Genomic DNA, 16837 nt, shown 5'->3' with positions numbered 1-16837 from the left:
AGAAAAAGATATGACCACGTTTTCACAACCTCGCGTCGCACGCGGCTGGCTGGTATTCCTGCTGATCGCCGTCGTGGGCCTGTTCTACGTGAAATGGTTTCCGTACTACAACCGCGCGTTCGTCGCGGCGAGCCAGCATTCGATCGGCAAATCCATTCTGATGGGCACGTCGGCGAGCGCGCCGGAGCCGTCGTGGCAAGCCGCGCTCGACTACGCGATCGCCTACGGCAAGGCTATCTGGCAGGCGATGGTGCTCGGCCTTCTGCTCGGCTCCGCGGTGCAGGCGCTGATTCCGCCGCGCTGGGTCGCGCGGGCGCTGGGCGAGCACAACTTCGGCAGCGTCGTGAACGGCGGGTTGATGTCCTTGCCCGGCATGATGTGCACGTGTTGCGCCGCGCCCGTCGTCGCGGGGCTGCGTGCGCGCGAAGCGGCGCCGGGCGCGGCCGTCGCGTTCTGGCTCGGCAATACCGTGCTCAATCCGGCGGCGCTGGTTTTCATGGGCTTCGTGCTCGGCTGGCAGTGGACCGGTTTGCGGCTCGTGCTCGGCGTGCTGATGGTGTTCGGCCTCGGCTACGCGATCAACCGGATGGTGACGCCGGCGCAGGCGGCGTCGTCGCGTCAGGCGCTTGCCAAGCTGATCGAAGAGGACGAGCCGGGCACGGCGTTTTCGCGCTGGATCAAAATTCTCGGACGCATGACGTTGCGGCTCGTGCCCGAATACATCGTGCTCGTGCTGCTGCTTGGCGCGGCGCGCGCCTGGCTCTTTCCGCACATCGGTCCGGATATCGGCAACGGCATGTGGTGGATCGCGGCGTTTGCCGTCGCGGGCACGCTCTTCGTGATTCCGACCGCCGGCGAAGTGCCCATCATTCAGGCGATGCTTTCGCTCGGCATGGCGACGGGCCCGGCCGGCGCGCTCTTGATGACCTTGCCGCCCGTCAGCGTGCCGTCGCTCGCGATGCTCGCGCGGTCGTTTCCGCCGCGCGTGCTCGCGTTCGTGGCCGCGTCGGTCGTGGTGTTCGGGATCGTTGGCGGGGTGATTGCGGCGGCGGTGTTCTGAACGCGCGCGGCGCCTCAATGAATCGCCGCGCCCGCCTTGATCAGCAACTTGAACGGCAGCGCGAGCAGCATCGCGCCGCCGACGCCCGCCATCCACAATGCGACGAACCAGAACACCTTGCGCGCGCGCTCAATGGTAGTGATGTTCGCCATGACGCACCTTTCCTCTGAAGACCCAATAGCCTAGCGTCGTGTAAGCGACGATCACGGGCAGAATCACCGCCGCGCCGACGATCGTGAAGAGCTGGCTCGAACGGGGCGCGGCCGCATCCCAGATCGAAACGCCGGGGAAAATCTCGTGCGGCGACACGCTCAGCACCAGACCCGAGTAGCCGAGAAACACGAAGCCGAGCGCGACGGCAAACGGCCGCTTCTCGTGACGCGATGCGATCGAGCGGCGCATCGCCCACGCGCAAACCGCGACCAGCACGGGCACCGGCAACATGCGATAGAACCACGGCGAATCGAACCAGCGCGACGCGATGCCCGCGTCTTGCAACGGCGTCCAGATGCTGACGACCGCGATCGTCGCGAGTTGCAGAACGGTCAGCGGCCACACGACGCGATACATCCGCCGCTGCAGATCGCCTTCCGTTTTCGCGATCAGCCAGCACGCGCCGAGCAGCGCATAAGTGACGACCAGCGCGCCGCCCGTGAAGATCGAGAAGGGCGTGAACCAGCCGAAGGCATCGCCGGAAAAACGGCCGTCGGCGACCGGAATGCCGTCGAGAAACGCGCCGAGCGCCACGCCCTGAAAGAACGTCGCGCCCGCCGATCCACCGATGAACGCCAGATCCCACATATGCTTCGTGCGCTGCGCCTTCGCGCGGATTTCGAACGACACGCCGCGGAAAATCAGGCACACGAGCATCAGCACGAGCGGCAGATACAGCGCGGACAGCACGGTCGAATAAACCATCGGGAACGCGGCGAACAATCCCGCGCCGCCGAGCACGAGCCACGTTTCGTTGCCGTCCCAGACGGGCGCGACGGTGTTCATCATCACGTCGCGATCGTGCTGATCCGGAAAGAACGGGAAGAGAATGCCGATGCCGAGGTCGAAGCCGTCGAGCACGACGTAAAGGAACAGGCCGAACGCGATGATCGCGGCCCAGGCGAGTGTGAGGTCCATGTTCTTAAGCTCCTTCGATGGACTGATTCGGAAGGCTGAGCGGACGCCGCGCGCTGCCGTCCGACGGCTGCGTCGACGCGCCCGGCAACGCGGGGCCGTGACGCAGCAGCTTCAGCAAGTAGTAGATGCCCGTGCCGAAGACGATCGTGTAGACGATCACGAACGCGAGCAGCGACACGCCGACTTGCTGCGCCGTGACCGGCGAGACGGCATCGGCAGTACGCATCACGCCGTACACGACCCAAGGCTGGCGTCCGGCTTCGGTCGTGACCCAGCCCGCGAGCAGCGTGATGAATCCGCTCGGACCCATCGCAAGCGCAAAGCGATGGAACCAGCGCGCCTCGAACAGCTTGCGCCTGCGATGCAGCCACCACGCCGCGAACGACATCACGATCATCAGCACGCCGAGTCCGGCCATCACGCGGAAGCTCCAGAACACAAGCGTCGAGTTCGGACGATCTTCCTTCGGGAATTCCTTCAGGCCGCGAATCTCGCCGTCCCAGCTATGCGTGAGGATCAGGCTGCCGAGATGCGGAATCTGCACGGCGTATTTCGTCGTTTCGGCTTCCATGTCGGGAATGCCGAAGAGATTGAGCGCGGTGCCGCCTTTCTCCGTTTCCCAGATGCCTTCGATCGCCGCGATCTTCGCCGGCTGATGTTCGCGCGTGTTGAGGCCGTGCGCGTCGCCGACGAGCGCCTGAATCGGCGTCAGGGCGAGCAGCAGCCAGAGCGACATCGAAAACATCTTCTTGATGGCCGGATCGCGCCGGCCTTTCAGCAGATGCCACGCGCCGGTCGCGGCCACGACGAGCGCCGCCACGATGAACGCCGCAATCGCCATATGCGCGAGCCGGTACGGAAACGACGGATTGAAGATGATCGCCCACCAGTCGACCGGTACGACATGATCGCCTTCGATGCGAAAGCCCTGCGGCGTCTGCATCCAGCTATTCGAGGCGAGAATCCAGAAGGTGGAGATGAGCGTGCCGATGGCGACCATCAGCGTTGCGCCGAAGTGCGCCTTCGGGCCGACCTTGTTCCAGCCGAACAGCATGATGCCGAGGAAGCCCGCTTCGAGGAAGAACGCGGTCATCACTTCATAGGTAAGCAGCGGCCCGGTGATCGGACCGGCGAAGCTCGAAAAGCCGCCCCAGTTGGTGCCGAATTCGTACGCCATGACGACGCCCGACACGACGCCCATGCCGAACGCGACGGCAAAGACTTTCGACCAGAAGAGACACAGCTCCTTGTAGACCGGCTTGCCGGTTTTGAGCCACGCGCCTTCGAGCACGGCGATGAAACTCGCGAGCCCGATGGAAAGCGCCGGAAAGATGATGTGGAACGAGACGGTGAACGCGAACTGGATGCGCGCCAGATCGAGTGCTTCGGGAGTCGAATGCATGATGACTTGTGCCTTGAAATTCACGCGCGCCCGCAGTCGGGAGCGGTTGTGTCCTGTGCTGATCGAGACGTGCGACGGGCCGGAGCTTAGCTCTATTTCGAGACGGGTGTTGCGCTGCGTCAGTGAATTGTCATTGCGCGCAAATGCCGCAGTTTCAAGGGTTTAGCACCGCTATCGGATTGATTTCTCGATGATTTCGAGATGGAGATTTAGTGCGCTGCGGCAAGATCGCGCACGCGTTTTCGCGACAATCGACCGCACTGGAATCGCCGCGCGCAAGAGGCGCCGGTTTTGATCGGTTCAGAAAGAACTTTTACGTTGTCGCGGCACGGGACGTGCGACAGGCGCGGTTACCATAATCGCTTTTGACACGCGCGACGTGCGCGTAGGAAGGAGAAGCATCATGCGCCTCGATGACCAGCAGGAAAGTCAGAATGTAGAGGACCGGCGCGGCGGGGGCGGTTTTCGAATGGGCGGCGGATCGATCGGCATCGGGACGATCGTCGTGGCGCTCGCGGCGTCGTATTTCTTCGGCATCAATCCGATGACGATCATCAACGGCGCGCAAGTTCTGCATGGCAACGCGCCGCAACAGCAGGCCGCACCGTCCAATGCGCAACCGGCCAACGATCCCGGCGCCGTGTTCGTGCGCCGCGTGCTCGGCAACACGGAACAGACGTGGCAGCACATCTTTCGCGCGCAGTTCAATCAGGACTATCCGGCGCCGCGGCTCGTGATGTTTTCCGGCGCCACGCAAACCGCGTGCGGCACCGGGCAGGCAGCCATGGGCCCGTTCTATTGCCCGAACGACCGCAAGGTGTACATCGATCTTTCGTTCTATCGCGAGTTGCGCGACCGCTTCGGCGCGAGCGGCGATTTCGCGCAGGCGTATGTGATCGCGCATGAAGTCGGGCATCACGTTCAGAACGTGCTCGGCATCATGAACAAGGTCGATCAGGCGCGCTCGCAAATGTCGCGCGAGCAGGCGAACGCGCTGTCGGTGCGCGTCGAGTTGCAGGCGGATTGCTTCGCGGGCGTCTGGGCCGCGGTCGCGCAGCGCGAAAACGCGAAGCTGATCGAACCGGGCGATTTCGAGCAAGGCTTGAACGCGGCGGCCGCGATCGGCGATGACCGTCTGCAACAGCAATCGCAAGGTCGCGTCGTGCCCGAGGCGTTCACGCACGGGACGAGCGCGCAACGCCAGCGCTGGCTGCGGCGCGGCATGTCATCGGGCGATGTCGCCCAGTGCGACACGTTCTCGACGCGTTCGCTCTGATCGACGGGCGCGCGTCGCGGCAACCGGACGGTGCGAATTGGTCTATTCTGAAGCCGTCGCAGCGTCCGTTTCCGGATAGTCCTTACAAACGCTGACATCGCGTTCGTCTCAAATTCATTAGAATCGCTGGTTTTCCGGGTTCGGCCCAGCATTGCCGCTGGCCGCGACTCGCACCGGAACATTCTCGTCCCGTTCATGAAGCGAATTCTGATCGTCAAAGTCACGTCTCTCGGCGATATCGTCGAGACGCTACCCGTCGTTGCCGATCTGCGGCGCGCATTTCCTTCCGCCAAAATCGACTGGGCCGCGGACGCCGCCTTCGCCGATATCATCCGCTGGAATCCCGGCGTCGATCGCGTGCTGAGCGCGCCCTTGCGCAAGTTCAAGAAGGCGCGCAGCTGGAACGATCTGAAGGAGATCGGCGCGTCGATCGGTGAGTTGCGCGCCGAAAAATACGACGTGATCGTCGATATTCACGGTGTCTACAAGAGCGCGATCATCGCGTTCATCGCGCGCGGACGGCGGCGTTACGGGTATCTGAATCAGGATCTCGGCGAGCGCGGCGCGGCTTTCGCGTACAACGCGCGCTTCGGTCCGCGTCCGCTCACCGATGCCTGGCGCGGCATGCGCGTGAGCGTCGCGGATGCGCTCGGCTATCGTCTGGAAGACCCGCCCGACTTCAACATCCGCCTGCCCGCGCCCACCCGCGAGCTGAACATTCCGCGCGACGCGCGCATCGCGATGCTGTTTCATGCGACGTCGGCGGACGTGAAGAAGTGGCCGCAGTCGCATTGGGGCGAAGTCGGCCGCTGGCTGACCGCGCGCGGTTATTCGATCGCGCTGCCGTGGGGAACGGAGCGCGAGCAGGACGAGGCGCGAGCCATCGCCGCGCTCGTGCCGGGTGCGACCGTGCTGCCGAAGCTGTCGGTCGTGGAATGCGCCCACTGGATTCAGGCGTCTGAACTCGTTGTCGGCGCGGATACCGGGCTCGTGCATCTCGCGCACGCCTTGCAGCGCCGCACCGTGATGTTGTTTGCCGCGACCTCGCGAGAGCATTTCGGCGTGAATGATCCCGGACGGTCGGTGTCGATCGGCGAAGAGGGCGCACCTCCCGACGTGCCGCAAGTGCTGGCTGCCATCGAAAGCGTGACGAATTCGCCGCAAAAACCCGTTCCTCATTCGGCCGAATCGGGCGCTACGGTTCGCTGAACATGAGTCGCACCGAAACTTTGTGCGCATAAACTCATGCCGACGCTTGGCCCGGTAGAAAATCCATCGCGCGGTAAAAATATCAGTACGCTAACGTAAAACTTGCCATACAGCACTTGACGGCAACCCCGGCAAGCACGACGATTGCGGAAAACACCTAAGAATCGTCCGATAAGATGACCGAAGAAACCGTCGCAGATGCGCGCCAGTCGCTGGCGCGTCTCGAACCGTCCGAGATTCCGCTTGGCACGCCGCTCGAATGGCCGATCGTCGCCGCAGATGGCGCGATGTTGTTCGACGCCGGCGCCGTCGTGCCGGACGGCGCGGCGCTCGAATTCATGTTCCGGCACTTCGAGCCGAATCGTGCGATTCAGGCGGCAGCGCCGAGCGCGCCCGAGGAAGAGTTCGCGAAGGACGGGCCGCTGACGCTGGAGGACATCGGTCTCACGATCGGCGCGCGGGTCGGCTTGCGCGGCACGGGCGGCACGGGTTCTGCCATGTACGCGAGCCGCGTGATCGGCTTTTCGACGCCGCGCCGCAATGGCGAGCGTTCGCTCTTCGTGACGCAGCCTTTGATGGCGGGATTCGATCCGCTCGTTCTGACGCTGGGCGAGCAGGTCGATCTGGTCGCGCTGACGGGGCGGGGCGTGTTCCGCTTCGCCTGCACCGTCGATGCCACCTGCCGCGAGCCGTTCAATTACGCGGTGCTATCGGCGCCGGGCGCGATCCGCCGATTGCGCACGCGCAAGTTCGCGCGGATGCCGACTCGTCTCGCGGCGCATTTCGCGGCCGTCGGGGAGCCGCAGAGCGCCCTGCAACTGGGCCGCGTGAGCGACATCAGTCCGTACGGCATGTCGCTGACCGTCGCGAATCCGGTCGCGCACATGGGCGAGCGTCTGCAACTTTCATTTCAGTTCAGGACCGATGGCGTCGAGGTGAAGATCGAGACCATCGCGATCGTGCGCCATGTCGGCGCGACCGATCCTGCCGATGGCAGCGCGGCGTACGGGCTCGAGTTCGAAACGCTCGAACCGTCGCAGCGGATCGCGCTGAAATCGTTCATGGCCGAGCACAGCTAAGCGGCCTCGACGCGCTTCAGGCGCCCGGAAAGCCGTCGGGAAAGAGCCGCTCGACCGCCGCCTCGAAATGCTGAATCGGCGCGGCGCCGCGCAGCGCGATCGGCGGCGGCGGTTCCTGGCCGGGCGCGGGCTCGCGCGACAGCACAGCGAACGGCACGCCCGTCACGCCGAGCTTCTTCGCGAACTCTTCGTCTTCGATCACGAGATCGGTGTACGTGCCGTCATCGAGCGCTTCCTCGAGCAGTTCGGGATCGACGCCGCAGGTCGCCGCGATGTCGAGCAGCGCGTCGGTATCGCCGATATCGATGCCTTCCTCGAAATACGCCTTGAAAATCGCCCGATGCACGAGATCGTAGCGGCCGGATTCGCGCGCGAACATCGCCGTCTCGAATGCCTTGCGGCTGCGCGGCGCGACCGGCGGCATACGCATCGTCACGCCGCGTTCTTCCGCGAGCGGACGCACCGATTTCTCCCACGATTCGACGATCTGCTCGCTGTTCGGATCGACGAGCGGCGTCGGCTCCGGACGCAATTCGAACGCGTGCCAGCGAATCTCGACCGCATCGCCGTATGCGTTGCGGAACTGGTCGAGCACGGGCGTCTCGAGATAGCAGAACGGACACACGAAGTCCGACCAGACGTCGATATAAAGAACTGACGTGGATGCCATGTGAGCCTCAAAAACGAACGGCGCGTGTTTGCGCCGTTTGACTGAACCGGGCGAACGCCGCGTTTCCGGCGACGTCCGCAAAACCGGTATGTTAGCGCGTGCGCGCCGCCGACGCGCGGTCGCGCGACGCATCAGAATCCGCCGTCGAGCTCGATCTTGCTGCCGTCGAAGAAGCGCGACAGGCGAAACGCGCGCGGATCGACGATCGGTGCGTCGTTTGCGACGATATCCGCCATCAGTCGGCCCGCGCCCGGACCGATGCCGAAGCCGTGCCCCGAGAAACCCGTCGCGATGAAAAGCCCCGGTTTGCCATCCACGCGGGAGATGACCGGCACGGCATCTGGCGTCACGTCGATATAGCCCGCCCACGCTTGTTCGATGCGCAATGGATTCAGCGCCGGAAAGAGCTTGCGGAACTCCGTGACCGCCGCTTCGTTGAACGATTCGACCGGCACCGGATCGAGCGTGCGCGCGGTTTCGAAGACGGTCGGCCGGTCGAGCGGCCAGCGGCGCGGGCGTCGAAGTTCCTCGAAGAAGCGCGCGTTGAGTCCGAGCTTGATCGAACCGATCTGGCTCTTGAGCGCGGGCAGGAATTTGACGAGGAGCCGAAAGCTGTCGGGCGTGATGTCGTGATAGCTGTGAAACGCATTCGCGATGGTGTAGCCGCCGTCCAGACGCTTGCGATAGCCCATTTCCTGATTGCACGCGCTGACGTCGGGTCCGCCGTCGAGCGGCGCGGTGCGCATGACCGACGAACGCACCATGAGTTGCGGCACATCTACGCCGAGACTGCCCGCGAAATAGCGCGTCCACGCGCCGCCCGCGATGACCACGCTCGAACAGCGGATGCGTCCGTGTTCCGTGACCACGCCGTGTATCGCGCCGCCGCTCGTTTCGATGCCGCGCACCGCACAGGGCGTGAGCACTTTCACGCCGCGTTCGCGCAGCGCTGCGGCCATGGCGGGCACGGCGCGTTGCGGTTCCGCGCGGCCATCGCTCGGTGTGTAGATGCCGCCCGCGAAGCGTCGCGACGTGCCGGACATCAACGCGCCGGTTTCGTCGGGCGACGTGATACGCGAATCGAGCGCGTCGCGGCCGACGAGCGCGACGGCGCGCGCGAGCCAGGCTTCGTGATCGGCGAGGGCTTTGGCATCGTCGGCGGCGTAGAGAATGCCGCATTCGCGAAAGCCGGTGTCGATGCCCAGTTCCGCATCGATGCGCCGCCAGAGCTTGAGGCTTTCGAGGCTCAGTTCGAGTTCGCGCAGGTCGCGGTGCGTCGCGCGGCACCATCCCCAGTTGCGGCTCGATTGCTCGCCGGCGATATAGCCCTTTTCGCACACGGCGACCGACAAGCCTTTTTCGGCGAGCGCGCGCGCCGTGCTGATGCCGATGACGCCGCCGCCCACGACGACGACATCGACGTGATCGGGCGGCGTGCGGTCTTCGGTGATGCGTTCGGTAGGTGGACCCATGTGATGTGGTGTTGTGTTAAACGCGAACGGGCGATGATAGTCCAATGCGCAGGCTCCCTGCACCCGCTCGAGCGATCGGCTACGATGCAAGCGCTCGGGCTATCGAAGGGCGCCGTTCGGGCACGGCGCGTGCGAATCGTCGGTTCCAATTTATCTTCTGGAGAACTCTCGTGCAAAAGACAGCATCGGCAAAATGGAGCGGCGGCATCAAGGACGGCAAGGGTTTCATCTCGACGCAGACCGGCGTGCTCAACGAGGCGCCGTACGGCTTCAAGTCGCGCTTCGAGGAAGGTCCGGGCACCAATCCGGAAGAGCTGATCGGCGCGGCGCACGCGGGCTGCTTCACGATGGCGCTCTCGCTGCAACTCGAGCTGGCCGGCATGAAGGCCGAGAGCCTCGAAACCAAGTCGACCGTGACGCTCGATAAAGACGGCGACGGCTTCACGATCACCGCCTGCCAGCTCGATCTCAAGGCGAAGATTCCCGGCGCCGACAAAGCCGCTTTCGACAAGGCTGCGCAGGCCGCGAAAGAGGGCTGTCCGGTGTCGAAGCTGTTTGCGGGCAACGCGAAGATCACGTTGAACGCCGAGCTGGTGTCGTAAGCGGCGTGGCAGTCGAAGCCGAAAACGCGGACGGGCACATCACCCGTCCGCGTTTTTTTCGCGCGTCAGTTCCTCGATGATGAGCCGCGCGGGCGCCGGCAATGCCGCGCCTTTTCTGGTCACGACGCCATACGGCTCCGTGCGCGAACGCACCGCGATGGCAAGCCGCTTCGCGAGTCCGTGTCCGGCGAGAAACGTCGCCATGTCGAGCGGCATCATCGCGACGAGCGTCGGATCGCGCTGCAGCAGCAGGACGGTCGTGATGGTCGATGCCGTTTCGATCGGATGCAAGGGCAGCGGCAGCCCCGCTTCCTTGAACTCGCGCTCGTAGAGGCTGCGGATCGGCATGATGGCCGGATAGACGATCCATCGGCTCGAAGCGAGTTCGCTCAACTCGACGCGCGGTGCATCGACGAGCGCATGGGAGACGCCCGCGACGATCGCGAGCGGTTCGTCGCGCAACTCGACGTAGTGGTAATGATCCGGCTGACGCGCGACGCTCGCACGGCAGATCGCGACGTCGAGCCTGCCTTGATCCAGCAGCGCGAGCAGGCGCGCGCTCGTGTCTTCGACGACTTCGATGGTCAGCGCCGGCTGCCGCTCGCGCAGTCGGGCGAGTGCATCGACGAGCACGCCCGACACCGCGCCGGTGATCGCGCCGATGGCGAGCCGTCCGCCCGTGCCTTGCAGAATGCCCGCCATTTCCTCGCGTAAATGCGCGACGTCCATGTGAATCAGCCGCGCATAGCGGATCACGCAGCGCCCGAGTTCGTTCGGCTGAATGCCTTGCGCCGAACGCGTGAAGAGCGTGGCGCCGAGCGTCGCTTCGATCTCGCGCAGCGCCTTGGTCGCGCCGGGCTGCGTAAGCGCCATTTCGTCGGCGGCGCGATGCAGCGAGCCATGATCGTCGAGCGCGATCAGCAGGCGCAGTTGCTTGAGCCGCAAGCGCGCGGCGATGGAATCGGCATTCGGCAGCATGGTTTCGGCAGGCATAGGGACAACGAGAAGATAACGGAAAGTTATTGCCCCGGCAGCAGCTTTCATTATTCAAGCGATGCAGCGTTCTCTACATTGTGGGTTCCGTTCACCTCGTCAAGGAAATACCGACTCATGAAGCTGCTGCGATACGGCGCTCCCGGCCGCGAAAAACCCGGCCTTCTCGATTCCAGCGGCGCGATCCGCGACTTGTCCGGCGTCGTCGGCGATATCGCGGGCGATGCGCTCCTGCCCGAATCGCTCGCACGTCTCGCGAAGCTCGATCCATCGACGCTGCCCGTCGTGCCTTCGAACGAACGCATCGGGCCGTGTGTCGGACGCATCGGCAAGTTCATCTGCATCGGGCTCAATTACGCCGATCACGCGGCGGAATCGAATCTGCCGGTGCCGTCGGAGCCGGTCGTGTTCAACAAGTGGCTCTCGGCGGTCGTCGGCCCGAACGACGATGTGCGCATTCCACGCGGCTCGAAGAAGACTGATTGGGAAGTGGAACTGGGCGTCGTGATCGGCAAGGGCGGCGCGTATATCGACGAAGCCGATGCGATGAGTCACGTCGCCGGTTATTGCGTCATCAACGATGTCTCCGAGCGCGAATATCAGATCGAGCGCGGCGGCACCTGGGACAAGGGCAAGGGCTGCGATACGTTCGGCCCGATCGGTCCGTGGCTCGTCACCGCCGACGAAGTGCCCGATCCGCACAAGCTCCCGCTCTGGCTCGAAGTCGACGGCAAGCGTTATCAGAACGGCAACACGAGCACGATGATCTTCAAGGTCGGCGAGATCGTCGCGTATCTCTCGCGCTTCATGAGCCTGCAACCGGGCGATGTCATTTCGACGGGCACGCCGCCGGGCGTCGGCATGGGGCAGAAGCCGGACGCCATCTATTTGCGCGCGGGACAGACGATGCGCCTCGGCATCGAAGGTCTGGGCGTTCAACAACAACGCACGGTGGACGCATGAACCGATACGACTTCACGAATCGCGCGGCTGTCGTGACGGGCGGTGCGCAGGGCATCGGCTACGCGGTGGCGCAGCGTCTCTTCGAAGGCGGCGCGCGCGTCTCGTTGTGGGATCGCGATGAAGCCGCGCTGGCGAATGCCCGCGCGCGTCTGGGCGACGTTCAGACCGTGCTCGTCGATCTGACGGATCGCGATGCAGTTGCCAACGCGACGTCGCGCACGCTGGAGCGCTTCGGGCAAATCGACGTGCTCGTGCACAGCGCGGGCATCGCGGGCGCGAACGCGACGGTCGCCGATTACGCGCCGGAAGAATGGTCGCGCGTGATCGACGTCGACCTCAACGCGGCGTTCCATGCGAATCAGGCGATCGTCAGGGCGATGATCGCGCGCGGCTATGGACGCATCGTCAACATCGCGTCGATCGCGGGCAAGGAAGGCAATCCGAACGCGTCGGCGTACAGTGCGGCGAAGGCGGGCGTGATCGCGCTGACGAAGAGTCTCGGCAAGGAAACGGCCGGCCTCGATATCGCGGTGAACGCCGTGACGCCCGCCGCCGCGCGCACGAAAATCTTCGAGCAGATGAAGCAGGAGCACATCGACTACATGCTGTCGAAGATTCCGCGCGGACGCTTCGTCGAAGTGAACGAGATCGCATCGATGGTCGCGTTCCTCGCTTCGTCGGAGAACTCGTTCACGACGGGCGCGGTCTTCGATCTCTCCGGAGGACGCGCGACTTACTGAACACACGCGTCAAGACAAGAAAATCAAGGAGACAAGCCACATGAATACCTTCGCCGCCCCGCGCGAGGCGACGCTCGACGACAGCCGCATCTACAAGAAAGTGTTCTGGCGCTTCGTGCCGCTGTTCGTCGCGTGCTTCGTGTTTTCGTATCTCGATCGCATCAACATCAGCTTTGCGAAGCTGCAGATGCAAAGCGAGCTCGGCTTCTCCGACGCCATGTACGGCTTCGGGGCGAGCGTATTCTTCGTCGGATACTTTTTATTCGAAGTGCCAAGCAATATCGTTTTGCATCGCGTCGGGGCGAAGCGCTGGATCGCGCGCATCATGATTACGTGGGGCATCGCGTCGGCGTGCATGATGTTCGTGCGCAGCGAAACGTGGTTCTACGTGCTGCGCTTTCTGATCGGCGCGCTCGAAGCGGGCTTCGTGCCGGGCGCGCTGTACTTCTTCACGAAGTGGTTTCCGTCGTCGCGGCGCGGGCGCATCAACTCGTTTTTCATGGCGTCGATCGCGCTGTGCGGGATCATCGGCAGCCCGCTGTCGGGCGCGATCATGAAGTTCTGCGATGGCCTGAACGGCATGCCCGGATGGCAATGGCTCTTTCTGCTCGAAGGCATTCCGTCGGTGCTGCTCGGCTTTGTCGTGCTCGCGTTCGTCGATGACGACGTCGATCACGCAAAGTGGCTCGACGCCGGCGAAAAGCGCGCGCTGAAAGCGCAACTCGCGCGCGATCCGAAAGTCGGCGAAGTGCATTCGCTGAAGGCCGCGTTCAGCCAGCCCGTCACGCTCGTGATGGCGCTCATCTATCTGTTCCTCGCGATGGGCATCTACGGGCTCGTCTTTTGGATGCCGCAGCTCGTGAAAACCGCGGGCACGAGCGATCCGTTCATGATCGGCCTGATCTCGATGCTGCCTTACGCGGTCGCGGGCATCGGCATGATCCTGATCGGCAAGCATTCGGACCGGACCGGCGAACGGCGCTGGCACCTCGGCGCATGCGCGCTCGCGGGCACGATCGGTTACGTGCTGTGCGGCTTCTTCCCGACGAACACGGTGATGCTCGTGATCGGCCTCACGATCGCCGCGACGGGCATCATTACGTCGCTCGGGCTGTTCTGGATTCTGCCGACGCGCTTTCTCACCGGCATCGCGGCGGCGAGCGGCATCGCGCTCATCAATTCGGTCGGGCAGTTCGGCGGGATCATCAGTCCGTACATGGTCGGCAAAGTGAAGACGATGACCGGCAGCGCGACGCCCGGCCTCTATGCGATCGCATGCGCGTGCCTGCTGGGCGCGATGCTGATCGTGTGGGGCCTGCCGCGCCGCCTGTATTTCCGCGAGAGCGGCAGCGAGTGAAGCGAACTCGACCGCCGGTCAGTGAGGCGCGTTGACCACCACGTACTGAACGGACGTGCCCGAGTATTGCGGCTGATACCACGTCGAGCCGCATTGCTGATACGTCACGCCGTTGACGCTGATCGCGGAGCAACTGGGCGGCAGTGTATGAACGATGGAGCCGACTATGGCTGCCGTCGCGACCACGGTTGTCGTGACGGCGGCAGCGGTTGCCACCGGATGGTCGTTGTACCAGCCGCCGTTGTTGTAGCAGCAGCCGTGGTTGTCACTGATGTTCTGCGCCGCATTCATCCGGTTATTGCTGATGTTTGTCGCCGCGTTCGTTCGGTTCGAACTGACCTGCTGAACGGTGTCCTGCCGGTTGCCCTCACGCGTCGTGCGGTTGGCTTGCCGTGTCGCGACATTGGTTTCATGCGCGCTCTGCCAGGCGCCGCTATTCACGGACGTTTGAGCGCCGCCGCGGACTTGAAAGGCGCTTGCCGTCGACGCGATTGCTGCCAGTAAGAGCGCCGCGCATGCCGTGCTTGAGAAGTTCTTCAAATTCATGATGATGATCTCTACATTAATCGATTATTGCGTGTCTTTGACCTGCACGATTTTGATTTCGCGCGCGTTCTCAGGGGCCGAGAATGCGAATGCGCCATTTCCGATTTCAGGATTGAGGTTCCAGCGATAAATCGCCGTGTATTGCGGCCGCTCCTTGTCCGACAATGTCACGATATTCAACTTGCACGGCAGCGGTTTATCGCCTTTCTGAACCCAGAGCTGCCAATCGACCGATTTTTCGTGGTATGCATAATGTGAGCACGTCGCGCCGTTTATTGTCTCGTCACCGAGATAGGCGGCGGAAAGCACTCTTTTCATGTCGTCCGGATTCGCTCCCAGCGTGAAAATATCGCTTAACGGCAATTCGATTCCGTACTTGTCGCCGAGATCGCTGATCAGTTCCTTGATGGTGGCCGGCGCCGGCACCGTCGCATAGTATTTGCCCGGCTCAGTGTAAAGCGTGAAGTGCTTTCCGTCGAAATAGGCGTGACGACTGCTGCCAGGCGCACCGCCGGAAATCTCCGCCTTGAGATGATCGGGGCGATTTACGGTCAGCTTCGTCGTGTGCGACAACTGGACCAATTGTGCCGTTTTACCGTCCACCATGATTTGATCTGTCGTCGAATCGACATCCAGAACGAACTGCTTCACGGTTTGCATATAAGCGCTCATTTTGGCCAGCGCTTCCATTGCGGCGGGATCTGGTTTATGCGCGGTCGCCGTTTCCTTCGCCGATGCGCTTACCATGCTGCATAACGCGCCTGCAACCGCGGCGCACAGCGCGAGTTTCGCGAAGATAGTCGTCATTGTCTTCTCCTGAATTGATGATTGAAATTCGACGAGATAATCATCAGAGAATACCTTTTTGTTATAGGAACATGATTTAGTCCGCGTAAATTTTCTTTGCCGATTGAAATAAATTATATGATGGAAGTGCGTCAGTTCAACTGAAACACTGATTTTCGGTTTTTGCTTCGTGCCCGGCTGACGCGATTATTACGTTTTTTGACGTCGAACTTATTCCCGCCGTATTTTCGGCGCGTTGAATAAGTATTTCGTTTGGCGGCGCGCTGGACAATCGCTGCCTGCGACGCCGTTTATTTGAATAAACGCAATCTGTTTCGGATCAATGCACAGATCGCAATGCTCGTTGGCGCTAGCGCGCCGGAGCGCTTTTGCGCGCGGCTTTCTGCGCGTACATTTTGCTGTCGCTTGCCGCGAGCAGATCGATCACCGACGAATGCCGAGCGGCGTCGAACTGTGTCTGCCCGACGCTGAAGCGAATTCGATAACCCGGCGCCGATGCCGCATTGCTCGCCGCGAGCAATTCGCGCAGGCGATCGAGCGCGCGGCGCGTTTCGTCTTCGCGGGCGTCGGTCAGAAGGGCGACGAATTCGTCGCCGCCCAGACGGCCGATGACATCGCTCTCCCGCAGCGATTCGCGCAGCGCGGCGGCGAAGGTCACGAGCGCGCGATCCCCTTCCGCATGACCGAAGGTGTCGTTGATCTGCTTGAAATCGTCGAGATCGAAGAAGAGCAGCGACGCGTCGCGCTCAAGGCGCTTGCAGACGTTCAGCGCATGCTGCGCGAGCGCTTCGAAGCCGCGCCGGTTCGCGATGAGCGTCAGCTCGTCGACGGTCGCGAGCTCGATCGCCGCGATCTCCTGTTCCGCGATATGCGCGAGATCGCGCAACAGGCCGCGTTCGTCGCCGTCCAGCTCGCGCGGGCGCGTGTCAATGAGACAGAGTGTGCCGAGCTTGCTGCCGTTGGGCACCATGAGCGGCTGACCGGCGTAGAAACGGATGCCCGGATGGCCCGAGACGAGCGGGTTGTCGTGAAAGCGGACGTCTGCGCGGGCGTCGGGAATCATGAAGACGTCGTCTTGCAGGATCGCGTGTCCGCAGAAAGAAATGTCGCGCGAGGTTTCCTGCACGCCGAGACCCGCGCACGACTTGAACCACTGACGGTTTTCGTCGATGAGCGAGACGAGCGCGATGGGTACGTCGAAGACGCGGCGCGCGAGACGCGTCAACCGGTCGAAGCGTTCTTCGGCGGGCGTATCGAGGATGCCGAGCGTGCGCAGGGTGGCAAGGCGGGCGGATTCGTTCTCGGGTATCGGTGCGACGAGCATGTGTCTCCGTGCTTAACGTAACCACTGGAGCCGTTATTCTCTGACAATTGCGCAATAAATACACCCGTTCGTGCCGAAGGCGCGCGGTTGCGTTTTCGCTATGATGCCGATGGTCTGCGGCCCTTTGTCACGGCAATCCCTTCGCACGCGCGGCGCTCGCGCAGGTCCGATGCATTCGGCGCGTTTTTGCTGCAACCTCGTGGCTA

General features: G+C 63.1%; 17 protein-coding genes. 8 read left to right on the top strand and 9 right to left on the bottom strand.

Annotation, left to right across the window (positions count from 1 at the left end; translation table 11 throughout):
- Positions 1–10 precede the first annotated feature (10 nt).
- Positions 11–1060: a permease gene (locus QCE58_RS27110; RefSeq protein ID WP_008353139.1), complete on the top strand. Its 1050-nt coding sequence runs from the start codon at positions 11–13 to the stop codon at positions 1058–1060.
- Positions 1061–1074: 14 nt separating this feature from the next.
- Here the strand turns inward: QCE58_RS27110 and QCE58_RS27105 are convergent, their stop codons facing one another.
- The 3 genes from QCE58_RS27105 to QCE58_RS27095 are packed head-to-tail and all read right to left on the bottom strand — an operon-like array spanning position 1075 to position 3593.
- On the bottom strand, positions 1075–1212 hold the full coding sequence (locus QCE58_RS27105; RefSeq protein ID WP_167357759.1) for a hypothetical protein: 138 nt from the start codon (positions 1210–1212) through the stop codon (positions 1075–1077).
- Entirely contained in the window at positions 1190–2191 is a 1002-nt protein-coding gene (gene cydB, locus QCE58_RS27100) for a cytochrome d ubiquinol oxidase subunit II (protein WP_008353140.1), read from the bottom strand. The genes QCE58_RS27105 and cydB overlap by 23 nt, the downstream gene beginning before the upstream one ends.
- A 4-nt stretch (positions 2192–2195) precedes the next feature.
- A complete protein-coding gene (locus tag QCE58_RS27095) occupies positions 2196–3593 on the bottom strand; it encodes a cytochrome ubiquinol oxidase subunit I (RefSeq protein ID WP_175979424.1) in 1398 nt (465 codons plus the stop codon).
- Positions 3594–3996: 403 nt separating this feature from the next.
- Here QCE58_RS27095 and QCE58_RS27090 point away from each other — a divergent pair, with 403 nt between their 5' ends.
- The 3 genes from QCE58_RS27090 (at position 3997) to QCE58_RS27080 (ending at position 7157) form a co-directional block, all read left to right on the top strand.
- Complete coding sequence (locus tag QCE58_RS27090; RefSeq protein ID WP_175979423.1) at positions 3997–4869, top strand: neutral zinc metallopeptidase; 873 nt, start codon at positions 3997–3999, stop codon at positions 4867–4869.
- A gap of 195 nt (positions 4870–5064) precedes the next feature.
- Complete coding sequence (waaC, locus tag QCE58_RS27085) at positions 5065–6078, top strand: lipopolysaccharide heptosyltransferase I (RefSeq protein ID WP_008353143.1); 1014 nt, start codon at positions 5065–5067, stop codon at positions 6076–6078.
- Positions 6079–6254: 176 nt separating this feature from the next.
- Positions 6255–7157: a flagellar brake protein gene (locus QCE58_RS27080; protein ID WP_008353144.1), complete on the top strand. Its 903-nt coding sequence runs from the start codon at positions 6255–6257 to the stop codon at positions 7155–7157.
- Positions 7158–7173: 16 nt separating this feature from the next.
- On the opposite strand, the gene QCE58_RS27075 is transcribed toward QCE58_RS27080, so the two are convergent.
- Together QCE58_RS27075 and QCE58_RS27070 are read right to left on the bottom strand one after the other, a co-directional pair.
- Positions 7174–7827 carry a DsbA family protein gene (locus QCE58_RS27075; RefSeq protein ID WP_033537055.1) on the bottom strand — a complete coding sequence of 218 codons (654 nt, stop codon included), beginning with the start codon at positions 7825–7827 and terminating at the stop codon, positions 7174–7176.
- A 131-nt stretch (positions 7828–7958) separates the two neighbouring features.
- Positions 7959–9299, bottom strand: a complete 1341-nt coding sequence (locus QCE58_RS27070) for an FAD-binding oxidoreductase (RefSeq protein ID WP_250521717.1) — start codon at positions 9297–9299, stop codon at positions 7959–7961.
- Between the two features lie 170 nt (positions 9300–9469).
- On the opposite strand from QCE58_RS27070, the gene QCE58_RS27065 reads away from it, so the two are divergent.
- Positions 9470–9901: an OsmC family protein gene (locus tag QCE58_RS27065; RefSeq protein WP_008353150.1), complete on the top strand. Its 432-nt coding sequence runs from the start codon at positions 9470–9472 to the stop codon at positions 9899–9901.
- A 39-nt stretch (positions 9902–9940) separates the two neighbouring features.
- Here the strand turns inward: QCE58_RS27065 and QCE58_RS27060 are convergent, their stop codons facing one another.
- Positions 9941–10879, bottom strand: a complete 939-nt coding sequence (locus QCE58_RS27060) for a LysR family transcriptional regulator (RefSeq protein WP_008353151.1) — start codon at positions 10877–10879, stop codon at positions 9941–9943.
- Positions 10880–11011: 132 nt separating this feature from the next.
- On the opposite strand from QCE58_RS27060, the gene QCE58_RS27055 reads away from it, so the two are divergent.
- Genes QCE58_RS27055 through QCE58_RS27045 form a run of 3 tightly spaced genes read left to right on the top strand, consistent with a single transcriptional unit; the run spans position 11012 to position 13954 of the window.
- Entirely contained in the window at positions 11012–11857 is an 846-nt protein-coding gene (locus tag QCE58_RS27055; RefSeq protein ID WP_008353152.1) for a fumarylacetoacetate hydrolase family protein, read from the top strand.
- Entirely contained in the window at positions 11854–12597 is a 744-nt protein-coding gene (locus tag QCE58_RS27050) for an SDR family NAD(P)-dependent oxidoreductase (RefSeq protein WP_250521716.1), read from the top strand. Before QCE58_RS27055 ends, QCE58_RS27050 begins: the two co-directional genes overlap by 4 nt.
- Positions 12598–12637: 40 nt before the next feature.
- Positions 12638–13954 carry an MFS transporter gene (locus tag QCE58_RS27045; RefSeq protein WP_008353154.1) on the top strand — a complete coding sequence of 439 codons (1317 nt, stop codon included), beginning with the start codon at positions 12638–12640 and terminating at the stop codon, positions 13952–13954.
- An 18-nt stretch (positions 13955–13972) separates the two neighbouring features.
- On the opposite strand, the gene QCE58_RS27040 is transcribed toward QCE58_RS27045, so the two are convergent.
- From QCE58_RS27040 to QCE58_RS27030, 3 genes are all read right to left on the bottom strand, one after another.
- A complete protein-coding gene (locus QCE58_RS27040; protein ID WP_309792415.1) occupies positions 13973–14395 on the bottom strand; it encodes a DUF6515 family protein in 423 nt (140 codons plus the stop codon).
- 129 nt (positions 14396–14524) lie between these two features.
- A complete protein-coding gene (locus QCE58_RS27035) occupies positions 14525–15307 on the bottom strand; it encodes a DUF2092 domain-containing protein (RefSeq protein ID WP_250521715.1) in 783 nt (260 codons plus the stop codon).
- A gap of 349 nt (positions 15308–15656) precedes the next feature.
- A complete protein-coding gene (locus tag QCE58_RS27030; protein ID WP_175979417.1) occupies positions 15657–16631 on the bottom strand; it encodes a diguanylate cyclase in 975 nt (324 codons plus the stop codon).
- Positions 16632–16837 lie beyond the last annotated feature (206 nt).

Source organism: Caballeronia sp. LZ028 (genome assembly GCF_031451415.1).
In the GTDB taxonomy this organism is placed as follows: Bacteria; Pseudomonadota; Gammaproteobacteria; order Burkholderiales; family Burkholderiaceae; genus Caballeronia; species Caballeronia zhejiangensis.
The sequence above is the reverse complement of the archived record's forward strand: the minus strand, read 5'-3'. Positions and strand labels throughout refer to the sequence as shown.